Here is a 17,916-nt window from a genome sequence, read left to right as displayed (position 1 = left end):
GGAAACAACAAAAATCGTTCAGAATTGCTTATTAAAAATCTTATTGAGCATCTAGAATCTAACAACCAAAAAGATATTGTTCTTAAACGAATTACTGGTGAATTAGAACCTTTAACATGAATGACCAGATTTATCTAGCCTTACCCAATCATCACATCACCATTTGGATATATTATATCAGCTTCACTCTTGTGGCTTAAAACTAAGGCCAAGGTTAATGGTCCTACCCTGCCAATAAACATGGTAATTATCACCATAATTTTACCTATTAACGAGAGGTCAGGGGTGATTCCCATAGAAAGCCCTACTGTTCCAAATGCAGAAACTGATTCAAAAAAGTTTTCAATAAAAGTGTTATGTTCTGATAATGTCAGCACAAATGTAGTTATAATAATCAAAAAGAGTGCCAGAAAAGCAATAGTGCTTGCTTTCCAAATAATATCATTTGATACACCTCTTTCATACATTACTGTTTGCTTATTTCCCCGAATATTTGCTATTATTCCAGCTAAAATAATTCCAAAGGTAGTTGTTTTAATACCTCCCCCTGTGGAGCCTGGAGATGCCCCTATAAACATTAATACCATGGTAAAAAGTAATGCAGCATCACTATAACTTCCAACATCAATTGTACTAAAACCTGCTGTCCTGGGAGTAGCTGCCGCAAATAATGAAGCAACTATTTTTTCTAATAAACTTAAATTTCCCATTGTGTCAGGATTATTTCCTTCCATGGAAAAAATTCCTACAAATCCCACAGCAAGTAGAATAAAAGTCATAGTTAGAACTAATTTGCTATGATAGTGTAGACTTTTCCGCTTGGGAAACAAGAAAATATCTGAGAGTACAAAAAATCCCAGTCCTCCAAAAATAAATAAGGATATGATGACAAGGCTTGTTAATATATCACTAGTTTGATTTGTTAAACTAGAAAAAGAACCGAATAAATCAAAACCTGCATTATTAAATGCAGATATTGAATGAAACAAGCCAAAATAGAAGGATTTCAGTCCCATGTCGGGATACCATTTTAATCCCAATACGAGCATTCCAATAGTTTCAAATATCAATGTTAATATAACCACATTTCTTAATAATTTAACAACACCCTGTGTAGAATAATGACTGAAATTTTCCTGCAAAATCAATCTATATTTTAGAGATATTTTGATTCCCAGGAACAACATAACAACACTAGCAAAAGTCATGAAGCCAAGTCCCCCTAACTGAATTAGCATCATTACTATAGTTTGACCGAATAATGAGAATGTGTCCCCAGTATCAACTACTACTAGTCCAGTAACACAAACTGCGGATGTAGCTGTGAATAATGCATCTATATACGGTAAAGAAGTGCCGTCTTTAGTTGCAATTGGTAACGAAAGCAATAGAGAACCAATCAGAATAACAATAGCAAAACTTATTACAAATATTTTCGCAGGATGGAAAAAATGATTTTTATTTATGTTGCCTTTTTTATTGCCTAACTTGATTTCATATAAACTCAATTCAGAAACTCCCCCTAAATATCTGATAGCTAGAGCATTTACAATTACTCGTCTTTTAGTCTATAGCCAACACCAGGTTCTGTTAGAATAAAGCTGGGAACCTGAGGATTAGGTTCAAGTTTGCGTCTAAGATTACTCATATTAACCCTTAATAAATTTCTTTCCTGTGCATAACCCATACCCCAAACAAGTCGGAGCATTTGTTCATGGGTTATTACTTTTCCTTTGTTCTTAACCAGTACCCTTATGATTTCATATTCGGTAGGGGTTAAAGATACTTCTTGATTATCAAGAGTCACACGCCTTCTGGTAAGATCTACACATAGGTTTGCTATCTTATACACGGGTTCTTCATCAACAGTATTCAAGTGGCGTTCGATAACTCTAAGCCTTGCCATGAGTTCACCGATGCTAAAAGGTTTTGTAAGATAATCATCAGCCCCAGCATCAAGAGCCTTTATCTTATCTGTCTCTCTCTCCCTAACAGATAAAACAATAATAGGTATAGAGGTCCATTCCCTAATATTCAGAATGACATCTGTTCCATCCATATCTGGCAATCCTAAATCTAAAATTATTAGATCAGGCCTCTTAGAAATTATTTCTGAAATGCCTTCTTGTCCAGTTACTGCCTCAAATACTTGGTAGTTTTGGGCAGAAAGAGAAACCCGTAGGAAACGTCTTATAGCTTTCTCATCATCTACTATTAGTACACGAATTGATTCCTTATTCAACCTTAACTCCTCCAAGAGTCGTTTTTACAAGGGCAAAGAAATAGTAACAACTGTTCCTCCCCCATCACGCTCATCAGCCCATATATATCCCCCATGAGCTTCCACAATTCCTTTGCTTATAGATAAACCCAAGCCTGTACCTCCGCCTTCTTCCTTTCTTATTCTATAAAACTTATCAAAGACTCTTTCTCTCTCATCAGATGGAATCCCCATTCCTCTGTCACTAATATATATTTTAATTGTTTTAGAGCTATGGTGGACTTTTATATCTATTGGGGAACCAGATGGTGAATACTTTACTGCATTATCAATCAAATTTGAAAGTACTAAAGACATCAGTACAAAATCAACTTTAACTAGGGGTAAATTATCAGGTATATTAATTGATACTTCCCTATCAATAACTCTGTCTGCCATTTGACGTACTACTTCTCCTATTAACTCCTGAATATCATTTAACTCGGCTCTAAGGTTTATTGCCCCTGATTCTAGTCTGGTCATCTCTAACAGGTTACCAACTAATCTGTTAAGTTTTAAGGCTTCGCCCCATGCTGTATCAATTAACTCTGTTTTGGTTTCTTCATTGATTCGAATATAGCTTCTCTGTTCATCAGTAGTTTCTTTTAAGGTACTCAAAACTCCAGCTATTGAAGAAAGAGGAGTTCGAAGCTCATGGGATATAGAGTTTAAAAGTGCTGATTGTATTTTTTCTGTAATCTTTAACATTTCCATTTCTTTTGCTTCCTGTGTCAGCAGCACCCGTTCTACAGCCATTGCTGTTATCATAACATAGGCATCTAATAAACGACTATTATCAATAGAATTAAATTGTTTTATATCCTTAGGCACCACAACCAGAATAGCAACGGTTTTCTCAGAGGCCTTAAGAGGTATAAATTGGGCATTGAACGAATGGAAATTGTCTGTTCCTATCCCTGCAGTTATTCCATGTTCATATACCCATTTTGTTATCTCGTCTAGTTTTTCATATACAACAAACTTATCACTTTTTATCTTCAATTTTAATGTTCCATTTTTTTCTGAAACGTAGAATGCCAATTCACAAAAAAATATATTTTCTAAACGCTGAAAAAGTTTTTGTCCTAGCCCTTTTAAATCACCTACAGTATTTAAATCACGACTCAGCTCATACAATTCTATCGTATGGACCTCACGTTTTTGAGCTACCTGTGCTTGTTCTCTGGCAGAAGCAGTTAAATTACTTATTATAAGTCCTACCGATAGTAATCCAATAAAGGTAATTATATATTCTGAGTCATGTACTACAAAAGTATGACGAGGTGGAACCATAAAGAAATCAAAAGCCAAAACTCCAGTAACAGATGCCACTATGGAAGGCCCGCGACCTAAGTACAATGCCGCCCACACTACTACAAACAGGTAGAGCATTACCAAGTTTGTTGGAGATATTAGCCAGTGAATTGGAACCCCGATTGCAGTTGCAAGAATAACAAGTCCAATACTTAATAAATAGTTTTTTCTATGGTTTAATCTAGGTTTATCAACAGATGGTAATGAAAAGTTGATATTATTGTCACTTGTCGTGACAACATAAACATCAATAGAACCACTTCTTCTAATAATTTGGTCAACTATTGAGCCCTTTATAATCTCTTTCCATTTAGGGCATAAGGGTTTACCCGCAATTATTTTCGTAATATTGTATTTTTTAGCATATTCAACTACAGTATCCGCTATATTATCTCCAGGGATTGATACTACCTGTGCTCCTAACTCCCCAGCAAGTTTAAAATTTTTTAACAACTGTTCCTGTTCATTTTCCCTTAATGATCTATGTTTTGGGTTTTCTACATAGATGGCAAACCACTCGGCTTTTAGCTCTGAAGCTATTTGTTTAGTAGAGCGCACAAGTTTTTCACTAAGTTTGCTGGGACCTAAGCAAACTAAAAGTCTTTCATTAGCAGGCCATGGGCCTGGAATTGATTTAGACTCCATGTAGGCCCTCATTTTCGAATCTACTGCCATGGCAACCCTTCTCATGGCAAGCTGCCTGAGAGCATTAAGGGTACCAATCTTATAAAATTCTTGAAATGAAGCCTCAAACTTTTTTGGAACATAGACCTTTCCTTCTTTTAAACGCCGCCTTAATTCCTCGGGAGAGATGTCGATAAGAACTATTTCATCAGCTTTATCAAGAAGCATGTCTGGTACTTTTTCTCTGATAGGGTTCCCAATAATCTGTAGAACAGTATCATTTAAACTTTCTATGTTCTGGACATTTAAGGTTGTATAAACGTTAATACCTTCATCTAATAATTCCTTTACATCCTGCCAACGTTTGGGATGCCTTTGATTTGGAGAGTTAATATGAGCTAACTCATCAACAATTGCTAACTGTGGTTTCCTTTGTAAAAGAGCTTCTAAATCAAGGTCGGTTAAAGTAATACCTTTATAAGGTATTTCCTTTCTAGGTACCATCTCTATTCCATCTATTAACTTTTTAGTTTCCATTCTCTCGTGGGTCTCTACATAACCTATAACTACATCAATACCTTCGGACAACCTATTTTGGGCATCTTTAAACATAGCATAGGTCTTACCCACACCAGCAGCATATCCAAGGAAAATCTTTAGTTTCCCACGATGTTTCACAGAATCCTGTTTGACAAGTTCTATGACGATCCTCCCCCTCTACAGATATCTTACTGAAAGGGGACGCACCCCCAACTATCCTAATTTTAGCCAATAGTAGGTTTAGTTTCAACCCTGGCACATAGTTCACCCAAGATATCTTATAAAACTAACTATTAAATCTCAAAACATGTACTCAGTTTATTATTCTCACCAATTACAACAAGTAAATCTCCATCCTCGACTATATCATTAGCTCCAGGAGCAACCAGTATTCGGTCTCTTTTTTTTATTGCAAGAACACTAATTTCATACTTTGGTCTAAGGTTTAGACTGCCTAGACTTTTGTTTAGAAATCTTTTTGGAGCTATTACCTCCACTACAGAGTATTCTGGTGAGATATCTATAAAGTCTAGGAAATTGCCAGAGCATATACCCTTCCCTATTTTTTCACCCATATCCCTTTCAGGGAATACTACTTTTGTTGCACCTACCCTGAGTAGCACGTCACCATGAATATCTGAACTTGCCTTGGCAATTATATTTTTTATCCCGAACTGACTTAAAAGGACAGTAGTAAGTATGTTGGCTTCTAAATCATGTCCTATTGCGACTATCACTGTATCAAAGTTTCTTATTCCAATTTTTTGTAAGACTTCTTCCTTTTTCGAATCTGCAACAATCACATGAGTCAATATATTAGATAATTCCTCAACCTTTTTCTCATCCTTATCTATACCAAGGACATCATGACCAAGATTTATAAGTGTTCTTGCTACACTTGATCCAAATCTCCCTAGTCCAATTACAGCAAAGTTTCCTTTTGACACGTTACAACCTCCTTTTATCTTTTTGAACAACGATTAAGCTTTTTTGTAACAATTGTACTGCAGCATCCACTCCAGAAAGATACGATGCCCTGTTTTCTGGTGTTCCAAAATACTTTATACTTTCAAATTGTTTTACTATTTCCGATTCCATGCCAAAGGCCTCTACAAGAGTTTCTCTGGTTCTCTCTTTCCATAGTTTAAAATAGATATTATGTCGTGAAAGACTTTTCAAAAAATGTGCTGTTTCTAAATGTAACTCCAGGGCTTTTATAATAACTGACTTTGAAAGCATAAGGCATTTCCCCTTATCACTAATTACAACTTATTATTCCTAATTATAAATGTTAAATAAATAAATAAAGAATTAAAATTAGAGCTAAAAGGGTTAAGAAAGTATTAAAAATAGACTTCAAAATATGTTGAAGTCTATTTTTTGTTAAATTAATTGCTTTAATAGGGGGTTAATTAGTAACGTTTATGAATATGACACCAGTTACAAGTGCTGTAGCCTAGATAAACCGCTTGTACTATAGTTTAAATAAACTTATTGTAAACACCAGGCACATTATTATCGCACCACCTATATAAGGAAAATTTACATTTATGTCAAAAACAAAGCCCGCACAGATAGGTCCTATAACTCTTCCTAAGCTACCATAGGATTCATTCAATCCCATGGCAATACCAAGGCCCATATTAGCCTTTTTTGAAATATCAGATGTGATTGCTGGCTTAAGCAGAGCATTGAATAAAACAAAGAATCCCGCAGTAAAAAGAACTGTAAAATAACTGTGGGCAAATATCATTGTTACAAAGCCTGCGGAACTGGCTATCAAAGAAACTTTAATTAATCTTGACTCTCCCCAACGTTTGGTGATAAGACCGGCAAATACTCCCTGACTAACAGCGTATATCAGTCCAATAACCATCATGATAGTCCCGACTTGCTCCGGGTTATAGTTAAACTTCTGGAGAACATAAAGGCCAAATATGCCCTGGAAGTTTGACTTTCCAAAGTTCAATATCAATGTCAATATCAGTAAAAACCCAATAGGGGTAAACAGTACATTCCAGAGCTGCTTCAATTGAATAACCGGATAATCCTCATTACACCTCTGGCTGTCTATTTCACTAGATGTTTCAGGGAGAAAAAGCAGAATAAGCAAAAACCCAACTATTGATAGGAAAGCAGCTAAATAAAATGGGGTAGATAGGGAATTTCCTGCTAATAATCCTCCTATCCCAGGCCCTATCACTACTCCCATACCTGTGGCACCCCCAAGCAAACCCATACTGCCTCCCCTTTCATCTTCAGTAGTACTGTCAGCAATATATGCCATTGCAGCTGGGATGGTAGCAGAAGACAGTACTCCCGACAAAGCTCTAGCTACAATCAACATCCACAAACTACTGGAAAGGCCAAATAGCAGTATGGTAACAGCATTACCCAGCATTCCTATCATCAAGACAGGTCTTCTCCCAATATTATCAGAAATACTTCCCCATATAGGTGCAAATATGAACTGCATCACGCTGTAGGAAGCAATGAGTATTCCAAGATAGGTGCCTCCAGCACCTAGTTTTGCAATATAGAAAGGTACGATTGGAATAACCATTCCAAATCCTAACATGACCACAACCAGACTAAAAAACAATATTGCTACTTTTTTAAAACTGCTTTCCATTTATCTTCCCACCTTTTTAGATTTTCAAAATAATGTTCTCTTACTTCAGAAGCTACCATTATATATACCGACCGTCGGTATGTAAATGGTATTTCTTTCTGTCCTGGAGTGGTTTAACCCATAATAACAATTTGTCCTGATTCTCCATTTACACGAACTATCTGGCTATTTTTTAGCCTCGTACAAGCGTTTCTTATCCCTACAACTGCTGGAATACCATATTCCCTTGCTACCACGGTTCCATGGGATAAGGGCCCTCCGCTTTCCATGATAATAGCTCCGGCATTTAAGAATAATGGTGTCCATGCAGGGTCTGTTCCTCGGGTGACTAAGATTTCTCCCTTTTTTAATTGGGCATCCTTTAATTTTTCAATAATCCTTACCTTCCCCTCATAGACCCCGGGTGAAACAGGTATGCCTACAAAAGTATTTGGACCTTCTTCTTCATTTATAGAGTATATGCTTTCTCCTGTGCTAGCAACAAGTCTTGGAGTTGATTTTCTTTTAAGTTCTTTTTGATATGTGTCTTTGTTTTCTAATACTATTTCATGTAAAGGCATACCCGATTCAATATCTTTAAACGTAATGTAAAAAACATCCTCTGCTTTTTCCAATCTACTTAGTATTGCTAGTTCCTTTCCGATACTTAGCAGTATATCCCTAAATATATCTATGGTCCGTACTATATCGTATTTAGGTTGTTCTCGAAGACCAGCAACCTCTCTATAGCTTTGCAATAGTCCTTTGATCTTATTAGCTGCCCCTCTTCCTTTTCTTTTCCTAACTGATGCTACAAATTCTTCAATTGCCATATCCGCCTTGACCATTCCATTGGAAAACTTTTTTATTTTATCCTTTGAATCACCATGCTCCCTATAGGACTTGATTAAATCTATAACATAGGAAGGATCTTCTCTCCATCTGTCCATACCAACATCAATCTCCGTTACAGCCCTGTGCCCATATTTTTTCATAAATCTTTCTATGTCCGGATGTTTAATAAATTGTTCAAGGTTCTCCCCCTTACTACATTCGGCAATTTCCAATAATTCAAGTCCCATTTCTGTAGTTACATTATAGGGCAAGGATTGTTTTATTCTATCTATTCCCGCTGTATCAATATTCCACTTTATTAAGAGACTCTCAGCTTTATCTATTGCCCGAAGCCCAAAACCAATATAGGCCATTTTCTTGAACCCTATTAATGTAATATCCTTTCCGTTCTTTTCTATAAATCTTAACTTATCCTCAATACGTATCAAACTATCTGCTTGTTTTCGTAAAATGTCAATATGTTTATTACCTATCTCTATGACCTTTTTCCTTGCCTTTTGAGGAAGCAACATTCCATAGACAAAGTCTCCAACCAAAGAAACTACAACTTTTATAAGGTGAGCAGAGAATTTTATCCTATTACCCTTAAGAATCTCCTGCTCATTTTTCTCTAACCACTGCAAAAGAGCTTTTGAGGTAACAGGGTCCTTCGTTGATAGTGTATTAGCACTTTTATTCCACGCTTTCTTTTTACGCATAAGATCTGTCATATCTATGAAGATCCTTCCAGCAATTACTTTAAACCAGATAGGGTAGTTGACATCTTCCTTTCCTGTTGCTATTTTTGTATAGCCTGAAAAAATCAATCTCCATATCTCCTGGCCCATTGGTGTAAAAGGTTCTGTCAATCCCTGGCCTATAAGGTTAAAGTTCAAATATATTCTAAGTGTATTATCAGAGTCCGTATCTGATGTTGGCATAGGAAATAGGGACGTAATTGGGCGACTTTGAACGAGATATATTATCCCTTCATTTAAAGTCCACTCTATGTCTTGAGGACATCCAAAATACTGTTCTGTTTTTCTACCAAATTCCACGAGGGCTTTGATTTCCTCTTCATTTAATACTGGCTTGTTTTGTAATTCTTCCGGAACTTTTTTTGTACAAGTCCCGCCATCTTCCTTAACTGTCATGAATTCTTTTATTGATATCCGGACCTCTTCAATACTCCCTGTAGCACTTTTTATCGTCCATTGATCTGGGGTAACTTCACCGCCGACAATTGCTTCACCCAAACCCCTTGAAGCATTTATGAGCATTTGGTCACGCCGGTCGTTAAGAGGATTCGCAGTAAATAAAATTCCAGACTTTTCTCCGCTGACAAGCTTCTGGACAACTACACCATGAGCTAGTTCATCATTTGGTACATTATATTTTAATCTATATGATAAGGCTCTAGCATTCCATAGAGACGCCCAACACTTTTTTATTGCCACATACACATTGTCTATTCCCGTAATATTTAGAAAAGTATCATATTGGCCCGCAAACGAGGTGCCAGGCAAATCCTCAGCAGTAGCTGATGACCTTATGGCAACGGGTATGCCATATAAATTCTCATACACAGCATTTATCTCATCCAATATTCTCTTGGGTATACTGCAGTCCTGAAATAGTTTATTAATCATTTCTGACACATTTTCTAAAACTTCAATGTCGTTAGCCTCGAGGTTAGTTACCAGCGAGTTGATTCTCTCATTTAGATTGCTTTCTTTTATAAAGTCGCGGTAGGCTGAAGTTTGAACCACAAAGCCTTCCGGTACAGGAAGCCCAGCCTGAATCATTTCACCAAGGTTTGCACCCTTACCACCTACATTTTCAAAATCTCTACGGGTAATATCTTTTAATGATTTTACATAATTTAATTGGGACATAAAACATTCTCCTTTATAAAACTATACCATTTACTAATTCAAGTTCGTTTTGATGCTTTAAAGACAACTAAAATCTTTGAATTCTTTCGATTATAGGTCTTGCCAGCTTAATTGACCCTTTTTTCGCCTGCATAATCCTTTCCATACTTTCCTCATAAAACTCTAGTTTTCGCTTGACACTTGTCATTACATCAGGGTCATTCTTTATTTCTAAAATAAATTTTGCCAAAACATAATTAAGATTACCCATCATGTCTATGAGCAATTCAACAGCTTCTTCCACATAAGACGTATTAAAAACTCCTTCTTTTATACCCTGGTTAATAATTGTTTTATAAGAAGAAAAAGCCTGTTCCTTAAAGTTATCCAAAATCTTATGCTGTAATTTTATATTCTCTTCACTCACAAATATTTCGTGGATTCTCAAACGTTTTTCAGCATGGTAAGCCTTATACTCCTGTACCCTTGTTATGCTCATGTTTACTTTTTCCAGGGCAGTTAAATCTTTTCTTTCTGAAATATTCCTGATAATCCTTGCAGTATTTTCTGCATATATCTTTGCTATTGTCTCTATCACTTCTTCCTTAGATTGAAAGTAATGATAGAAAGCTCCCTTTGATACGCCAACTTTTTGTATAATGTCATTGATTGTAGTCTTTTCATAGCCTTTCTCATGAAACAGCTCAAGAGCCTTATCAAGATATTCCCATTTGCGTTCTTCGCTATCCTTTGGTACTTGCATCATTAATTACCTCTCTTCACATCTATTTATACATACCGACCGACGGTATGTATATACTATAACAATTTTACCTATTTGTAAACCTAAAAGTTGGGGTCTTATGAAACAATTTAGTTAAATAGTAAAACCTTCTCTTTTATATATTCTTAATAACGCCTCATAAAACTCACTAGCTCTTAATAAAGATGCCTTATGGTTTGCTCCCGGAATTATGACATTTTTTATATTCGGGAATCTCTCTATATATGGATTCAAATCAGTTTCCCATATCTCATCCTTATCCCCAATTACCTGATATACTGGAATTTTAAGCTCTATATTCTGTTCAATATTGCTATTATCCACATCAAGAGTTGATGCATTTTGTAAAATAAGGCTCTCAAACATCTTCTTATCAGTACTCTTTATAGCATCGGTAAAAAGCTTTATTAATTCTTTTTCACTTTCTAAATCATAAACACCTTCAAAATTGGAATACTTTATTTCTTTTTTTCCTAAATTCAGCTTATAAAAAAGCTTAGCAATTGGTTCTAATAGATTATGTTTATACAAATACCCTTTAAACCCTTTTACTTCTCTTAAAGAAGGTGATGATGCCATCAAAATTACTTCATCAACGCGCTGATCATGGCTAGCTAAAGTAAGGGCAATAGGGCCTCCATATGAAATTCCTATAGCTGTTACTTTTTCTTTAATATCAAGCACATCAAGTAATGCCTTCATGTCTAGTGCGTGATCTTTTATTGTAACTTTATGTGTAAGGGGGCTACTTAAACCTTCTCCTCTTCTGTCAGGTAAAATCACCTTATTAAATAAACCTTTTTCAATCATCCATTTAGAAGGTCTAACTAACATAGTGTGATTCCCCCCTGAACCTCCTCCATGAATATAGATTGCTGTTTTACCTTCCTTTTTCCCACTAATTATTCGTGTATAAAGACTACCACCTGTAATTATGTCATAATTCTGCACTTCTTCTTTAATCTCAGTATTATTAACTATTGGTAACATCAATACATTTCTCCTTTTTTATAATGATTCTAAATCAAATCATGTCTACTCATTTATTTTGGAAATAACTTGAAACTCAACCGTTCCCGGGACCGAGCGCTTTTTCATGAAATTTACAGCAACGGATTTAGAATAGTTTTCAGCATCTTCAACTGTATCCCATTCATAAATTCCTAGGCATAGACCTGTATTTTCATTTACTGCCCAGTACTTGGACCTAAATCCTTTAAAGCCCATAAATACTAACATTGGCAATTTAGAAAATCGTTTGTTTTGTTCAATGCCCATATTTGCTGGCTTAAATGTAATTTTGAATATTGCTTCAGGGTTCGAACGCTTACAGAACGTTTTAATTTGGACATGTCTAAATACCGTAAAGACTTGCCCACTCTCATTCAATTCTTTCCCGACATCACTTTTTAAAAAACTTACTCTACCAGTACTAAAAAGCAAAATGGCTTTTAAAAAACCTAGAACCATATTTGTACCCACTTTGATCTACCCCCTTTGGAAAACCAGTAATTAAACCGACCGTCGGTATGTTAAGTATACTATGACGACTTCTAATTGTAAATATTAAAATTGCACTTATTTAAGCCTATTTTATTTAAATACGATATTTTATTCTAATTATTAGTTTTCATATTGTATAGGTATCTAATCTGCGGTGCTTCAGCAAAGGCAATTCTCTGCGTACTTTATCTACCTCAGCAAGATCTAGTGTCTGGACTGTGTAGCCTTCCTTTTCATCCATCTGAACTAATACATTTCCCCATGGAGCTACTGCGATAGAATGCCCCCACGAGATGTAGGCTGAAGCTGGGTCGCGCGCTGGAGCAGCACCGATGGTGAACACTTGATTGTCTACTGCACGCTGCCGGAACATGGTTTCCCAGTGTGCAGGGCCAGTTGTCATATTAAACGCAGCAGGTACTAGGATGACTTTTGCCCCCTGGTTTACCATCAGGCGGGTAAGTTCCGGAAAACGGAAATCATAACAGATACAAATCCCCATTTTACCAAATTCAGTATCAAACACAGTCACCCGGTCTCCAGCTGTAAGTGTTTCTGACTCCTTAAAACTCTGGCCACCGGTTACGTTAATATCAAAGAGATGCATTTTACGGTGCTTTGCGATCTGATGCCCCTGACGGTCAAATACATAAGCAGTATTGAAAATTCGACCTTTTTCATCTTTTTCAGGCATAGAACCAGCTGCAAGATAAACATTATAGGATGCTGCCATATTTGAAAGCAGCTGCCAGCATGTTCCGCCTTCTTCTTCAGCATAGATAGGAAAGTTATTCGTCTGGTAAGGGCAGCAAAACATTTCAGGGAGCACTGCCAAATCAATTCTCTGATCCACGAGCTTTTGCAGGTAGTCTCCCGCCTTTTCGATATTTTTTAATTTGTCTTTGAAGACTGACATCTGAATCATTGCTGTTTTAATCATCGACATTTCCATTCTCCATTCTCAATTTTAGTTTACTAAGGTTTATAATGCATTTTGATTAACCATATATACATTAATTTCAATGGCATCTGTAATAATCAACAGTCCTTCCGAAATTACCCTTCAGAAGGACCGACGATTTATATTCCCTATTTGTTTATCAGCCCTGATTCTACAAGCAGGTTTCTAATAGCTGTAGCTGCTTCTGCATAGGTTAGCGTACCTTGTGGCACTATTGTCTCAGATGTCCTGCCATTAAAAACATTTGCACTTACGGACTTTTTAACAAATGGATACGCCCATTTAGAAACCTTGTCGGCATCCTTGTATGAAGCAATTCTATTATAATTCACTTCCTCTAGCTTAACTATATCCATGGCTCTTGCATACATGGTCATTGCTTCTTCTCTGGTTATTTTATTATCTGGTCTAAAGGAACCATCTGTATATCCGTTTATTATACCATAGTCAGTAGCTATTGTAATGGCACTTACTAGCTCGTTATGCAAGGCTACATCGCTAAATTTATCCCCTTTTGCTGCACCTTTCCTGTATAAGCCAAGGGCTTTTGTGATGTACTCTGCAAATTCACCCCTAGAAATTTCTCCATTAGGCTCAAATGTATCCGGATTATTTATAACCAGCCTTGATGCCATATCATTAACACTTTCCTTTGACCAATGATTTTCTACTGAATATACGGCTACTGGATTCCATATTATAGTATAATTTGAGTTTGTTAAAGAATTTATTTTTGCATAATACTTCCTGTTTTCTAGATATACATATGTTGGTACATGGGAGAAGGTGCCATCGGGATTATAAACAGTACCTGTTGTAATCTTACTCGGATCTACCCCTGATGGTAATTCTATTACCCTTTCTACATATTGAGTAAATGTGGATACAGTTACTTTCTTCTCTTCTCCGTTTGCTAACATGGTTTTAGCAACAATTGTAAAGTTAACTGGCTGAAAGACTATTTCATAATCCTCTGCTGCCGCACTTTCTGTTATTCTATTAAGAACTACATCATCAGCTTTATCAATTATGACTTCAACGTCAATTTGTCGTAAATTTTCTATTGGTATTCCCAACTCTTCCGCTGCTCTTATAATACCTATTTCCTTGGCTGGAATTACATAATTAATTTCATCCAGCTTAACAGATAACCTAAAAGCATTATCTTCCATTTTCTTAACTACGTCACCTGTTAACCTGACATACAGCTTATCTGAACCATTATTCGTTACAGCAAAAATGTTCGCCAAGTTTTGCCTGTTTTCTTCCTGTTCTTTAATGACCTCGTCAAGTATTTGGTTCATTAAATCCACCTGCAGCTCAATTTCCACGATTGTCCGGTCATTCTCTTCTGTTACTGTTTCAATTCCTGCAGTTTCTTCTTGTTGATTAATAAATACCTGAACACCTATCTGTTCTAATTCCGGTTCAGGAGTTTGAGTCGAACTCCCACCTCCACCACTTCTGGGTGCTGTAGGGGTTTCCGTTACTTCTTCAGATAATGGACTATAATAAATATTGTGACCTGATTTTACAGCAAAGTAATACTGTACACCATTTGTAAGCCCTGTTTTAGTATATGTTGTTACATCTTCATCATAAATAGTATGACTATTCTCATCTGTAAAATCTCCAGATGTAGTTGAATAGTAAACAATATACCTTGCACTATTAACCATATCCCAATTTAGAGTAACCTGACCATTACCTGCAGTAGCTGTAAGTCCGGTAGGTGTTGGTGGGTTGTCATTATCACTAATCTGAACCGTTAATGGGTTCTGGTCTCCAAAAACAGCCCCACCTGTGGGATTTGATAATTCATAGCTGTAATATAAGCTGCCATTGTAAATACTATCGTTTATTGTTGTGCATTGTACAGGCTTGCTGTCACCATCTCCATCAGCCCAGGTTAGGGTACCGCTATATGCCATATAGTGTGTTCCTGCCTTTGCAGTATCATCAACTGTTGTATATGAAACAGTTACAATTCCATCTGTTCCTTCAATACGTTCAACGCGAATCCAGCCATTATACCCTTCGTAAGTGCTGTAGTATCCTGCTTCAAATTGGATAATTCCCGGATTTGCGTGGGAGTATCCCTGCCACTCTAATGCAGGATATCCACCATTGTCTATACTGTTGAGAGTCCATATGGCAGGAAATTCCCAATCTATATAGGTAGATTTGTCTTTGAGTTGACCAGTTGTTTTTGGCTCTCCCCTGCCGGTATCTGTATGTCCTGATGTATCAGAGTTATAGTAACTCTCTATAATAGTGCCATGATTAGCCCCGGTCAAACCGCCCACTTGACTGCCTCCATCTACATATCCTATGGAGTAGCTATTTGAAATTGAGCCGGATGAAACTATCCCTACCAAGCCGCCTACAGAGTTAGATTCTCCTGTGACACTACCCGTAGCATAACTATTTGAGATGGAACCAAGATAGTTAACTCCAACTAAACCGCCAACTTCGCTACGCCCTTGTACATTACCTCCTGCAAAACTTTTTAAAATAGTTCCCGTATTATAAGCAGTCAATCCTCCGGCAGTATCATTAGTGGCTGTAACTGAACCAATACTGTAGCAATCCTCCACAGTTCCACCAGTTTCACCCACCAGGCCTCCTACATATCTCGTACCACTTACAGTTCCTGTGGCATAACTGTTCTCAATTGTTCCCCCATTAGTTCCAACTAAACCTCCAGCATACCAATACCCACTTACATTTCCAGTTGAATAACTATTGGAAATGTCCCCATAATTAGTACCCGCAAGACCACCTATATATAGATAATTTGCAGACATAGTTACATTGCATGTGGTATAGCTGTCTGTTATTTCACCACTATTTGTTCCTACCAGACCGCCTACACTATTACTTGTGCCCGTGACCGTTCCTGAAACATTGACATTAATTATATCTCCATCATTTCGCCCAGCTAATGCACCAACACTTCCTCTACCATTCACATCAACATCTTCTAGGTTTAAATCTTTAACCTCCGAATTATCTCCAAGGTACCCGAACAAACCCATATAATTTGTATCTGTTTTATTTATTGTTAAACCAGTAATCATCTTATTATCCCCGTCAAAGCTGCCAACAAATTGTTCTTCATATGTGCCTATGGGGTCCCAGCCCTCACCTGTATTCCAGGGTGCTGAGTCCAGGTCTATATGGCTAATTAATATAAAATGTTTATCTGCGTGTTCGCTGCCAAGATAGTTTCTGACATTATCTAAGTGTACTGCTGTAGAAATTTGATAGGGAGATGCTGCTGTTCCTGAACCACCTGCAAATTCTCCTGGTTCTATATGTTCATACCCCTGCCATCTTAAAAATGGGTAGCCATCATTCTCTCCAGGATTTATGCCCCAAATATCATCAAAGTCCCAGTTCTCAAAGGTAGATATAATCTGCAAGTCTGCAGTAGGTTTACCAGTACCGCCGGAACTTAAAGCCTGCTCAGATGTTGCAGTATCCCAATAGGAGGAATAAGTATAATTGGTACCCCAGTAGGATCCAATAAGGCCTCCCACAGTAGTAGAACTTGGAAAACCGGTGACCTTACCCACAGAATAAGATCTATTAATCGAAGATGCACTACTAAACCCCACAAGGCCCCCTACCATGTCATCTCCATCTACAGTACTCATGGAATATGAGTTGCTTACTCCAAAACTTACATCTCCTACAAGACCTCCCACGCGCTCGTTACCAGTAACACTTCCTCCGCTGTAAGAATAATGAATACCGCAAGAGTTGGCAGCCGCACCAACCAAACCGCCAACATAATTGGTGCCAATAACGTTACACAAAGCATATGAATTTTCCACATCCCCACTATGAGCATTGCCTGTTAAACCGCCAACGTACTGTGCCCCATTCACGTTTCCCTCAACATAAGCATCAGAGACGTAAGCATAGGAAGAAGATCCACTAAGACCCCCAACAAAATCACCATTACCTGTAACATTACCTTCAATCACTACATCAGTAATAGATGTAGATGAAGCATATCCAACTAGACCACCCACTATTCTTTTACCTGTAATATTCACACCTTCAAGTTTTACGTTTTTAATGGTAGCTTTATTAGGGTAACCGTCTCCATCAAAATATCCAGTATAGCCAAACAAACCAATGTAATCCGCTGACGGTCGATTTATGTAGAGGTTGCTAATGGTATGCCCTCCGCTATCAAAGCTCCCAGTAAAGCTGTATTGGGATAGTGGTAAAGCATAAGAACCAATGGGCTCCCATCCAGCACCACTATTGTATCCATCACCCGTTGCTGATAGATAATCAGCAAGATCTATGTCATTCATAAGCATAAAGTGATCATTTAGATATACTGCCTCCCTAACAGTTGCTAAATGCTCCGCTGTGGTAATCTTCCAGGGATTATCAGATGATCCATCACCACCAGCAAATCCTAATACAGTACCGGGCATTAAACCTATTGTCAGCACAAACACTACCATCCACACTAGCCTTCTAATTAATAATGACAATTTAGTTCCTCCTCTTTCTATGTTTTGTTATAGAACATCGATAGAAAAATATAGTGAATTACTAGACTTATTTTAGCTCCGATACCCTGTAAAA

The 17,916-nt window shown here is 37.1% G+C and carries 12 protein-coding genes; all 12 read right to left on the bottom strand.

Annotated features, from left to right (window positions below; translation table 11 throughout):
- Positions 1 to 140: 140 nt before the first annotated feature.
- Positions 141 to 1,466 (bottom strand): ATP synthase subunit J, encoded by a 1,326-nt coding sequence (locus APF76_16950; protein ID KUO51322.1) that lies wholly within the window; start codon positions 1,464 to 1,466, stop codon positions 141 to 143.
- An 86-nt stretch (positions 1,467 to 1,552) separates the two neighbouring features.
- A complete protein-coding gene (locus APF76_16945; GenBank protein KUO51178.1) occupies positions 1,553 to 2,242 on the bottom strand; it encodes a two-component system response regulator in 690 nt (229 codons plus the stop codon).
- Between the two features lie 24 nt (positions 2,243 to 2,266).
- The gene (locus APF76_16940; protein ID KUO51177.1) at positions 2,267 to 4,906 is read right to left on the bottom strand and encodes a hypothetical protein; all 2,640 of its coding nucleotides are present in this window, start codon (positions 4,904 to 4,906) and stop codon (positions 2,267 to 2,269) included.
- A gap of 125 nt (positions 4,907 to 5,031) precedes the next feature.
- The gene (locus APF76_16935; protein KUO51176.1) at positions 5,032 to 5,685 is read right to left on the bottom strand and encodes a potassium uptake system protein; all 654 of its coding nucleotides are present in this window, start codon (positions 5,683 to 5,685) and stop codon (positions 5,032 to 5,034) included.
- A gap of 1 nt (position 5,686) precedes the next feature.
- On the bottom strand, positions 5,687 to 5,977 hold the full coding sequence (locus APF76_16930; protein ID KUO51175.1) for a hypothetical protein: 291 nt from the start codon (positions 5,975 to 5,977) through the stop codon (positions 5,687 to 5,689).
- Between the two features lie 235 nt (positions 5,978 to 6,212).
- On the bottom strand, positions 6,213 to 7,370 hold the full coding sequence (locus APF76_16925) for a hypothetical protein (GenBank protein ID KUO51174.1): 1,158 nt from the start codon (positions 7,368 to 7,370) through the stop codon (positions 6,213 to 6,215).
- A 113-nt stretch (positions 7,371 to 7,483) separates the two neighbouring features.
- Entirely contained in the window at positions 7,484 to 10,078 is a 2,595-nt protein-coding gene (locus APF76_16920; protein ID KUO51173.1) for a hypothetical protein, read from the bottom strand.
- 67 nt (positions 10,079 to 10,145) lie between these two features.
- Positions 10,146 to 10,823 carry a hypothetical protein gene (locus tag APF76_16915; GenBank protein ID KUO51172.1) on the bottom strand — a complete coding sequence of 226 codons (678 nt, stop codon included), beginning with the start codon at positions 10,821 to 10,823 and terminating at the stop codon, positions 10,146 to 10,148.
- A gap of 111 nt (positions 10,824 to 10,934) precedes the next feature.
- Positions 10,935 to 11,831, bottom strand: a complete 897-nt coding sequence (locus APF76_16910; protein KUO51171.1) for a hypothetical protein — start codon at positions 11,829 to 11,831, stop codon at positions 10,935 to 10,937.
- 45 nt (positions 11,832 to 11,876) lie between these two features.
- A complete protein-coding gene (locus APF76_16905) occupies positions 11,877 to 12,323 on the bottom strand; it encodes a hypothetical protein (GenBank protein KUO51170.1) in 447 nt (148 codons plus the stop codon).
- Between the two features lie 148 nt (positions 12,324 to 12,471).
- Complete coding sequence (locus APF76_16900; protein KUO51169.1) at positions 12,472 to 13,290, bottom strand: carbon-nitrogen hydrolase; 819 nt, start codon at positions 13,288 to 13,290, stop codon at positions 12,472 to 12,474.
- A 143-nt stretch (positions 13,291 to 13,433) separates the two neighbouring features.
- Complete coding sequence (locus APF76_16895; GenBank protein KUO51168.1) at positions 13,434 to 17,822, bottom strand: hypothetical protein; 4,389 nt, start codon at positions 17,820 to 17,822, stop codon at positions 13,434 to 13,436.
- Between the last annotated feature and the right edge of the window lie 94 nt (positions 17,823 to 17,916).

It is taken from the genome of Desulfitibacter sp. BRH_c19 (assembly GCA_001515945.1).
Classification (GTDB): Bacteria; Bacillota; DSM-16504; order Desulfitibacterales; family Desulfitibacteraceae; genus Desulfitibacter.
Note: the sequence above shows the minus strand (reverse complement) of the source record. Positions and strands in the feature narration are given on the sequence as shown.

Excerpts from the sequence above, each read along its gene's own strand:
- APF76_16930 (KUO51175.1), bottom strand. The coding sequence starts at position 5,977 with ATGCTTTCAAAGTCAGTTATTATAAAAGCCCTGGAGTTACATTTAGAA.
- APF76_16925 (KUO51174.1), bottom strand. The coding sequence starts at position 7,370 with ATGGAAAGCAGTTTTAAAAAAGTAGCAATATTGTTTTTTAGTCTGGTT.
- APF76_16920 (KUO51173.1), bottom strand. The coding sequence starts at position 10,078 with ATGTCCCAATTAAATTATGTAAAATCATTAAAAGATATTACCCGTAGA.
- APF76_16915 (KUO51172.1), bottom strand. The coding sequence starts at position 10,823 with ATGATGCAAGTACCAAAGGATAGCGAAGAACGCAAATGGGAATATCTT.
- APF76_16910 (KUO51171.1), bottom strand. The coding sequence starts at position 11,831 with ATGTTACCAATAGTTAATAATACTGAGATTAAAGAAGAAGTGCAGAAT.
- APF76_16900 (KUO51169.1), bottom strand. The coding sequence starts at position 13,290 with ATGTCGATGATTAAAACAGCAATGATTCAGATGTCAGTCTTCAAAGAC.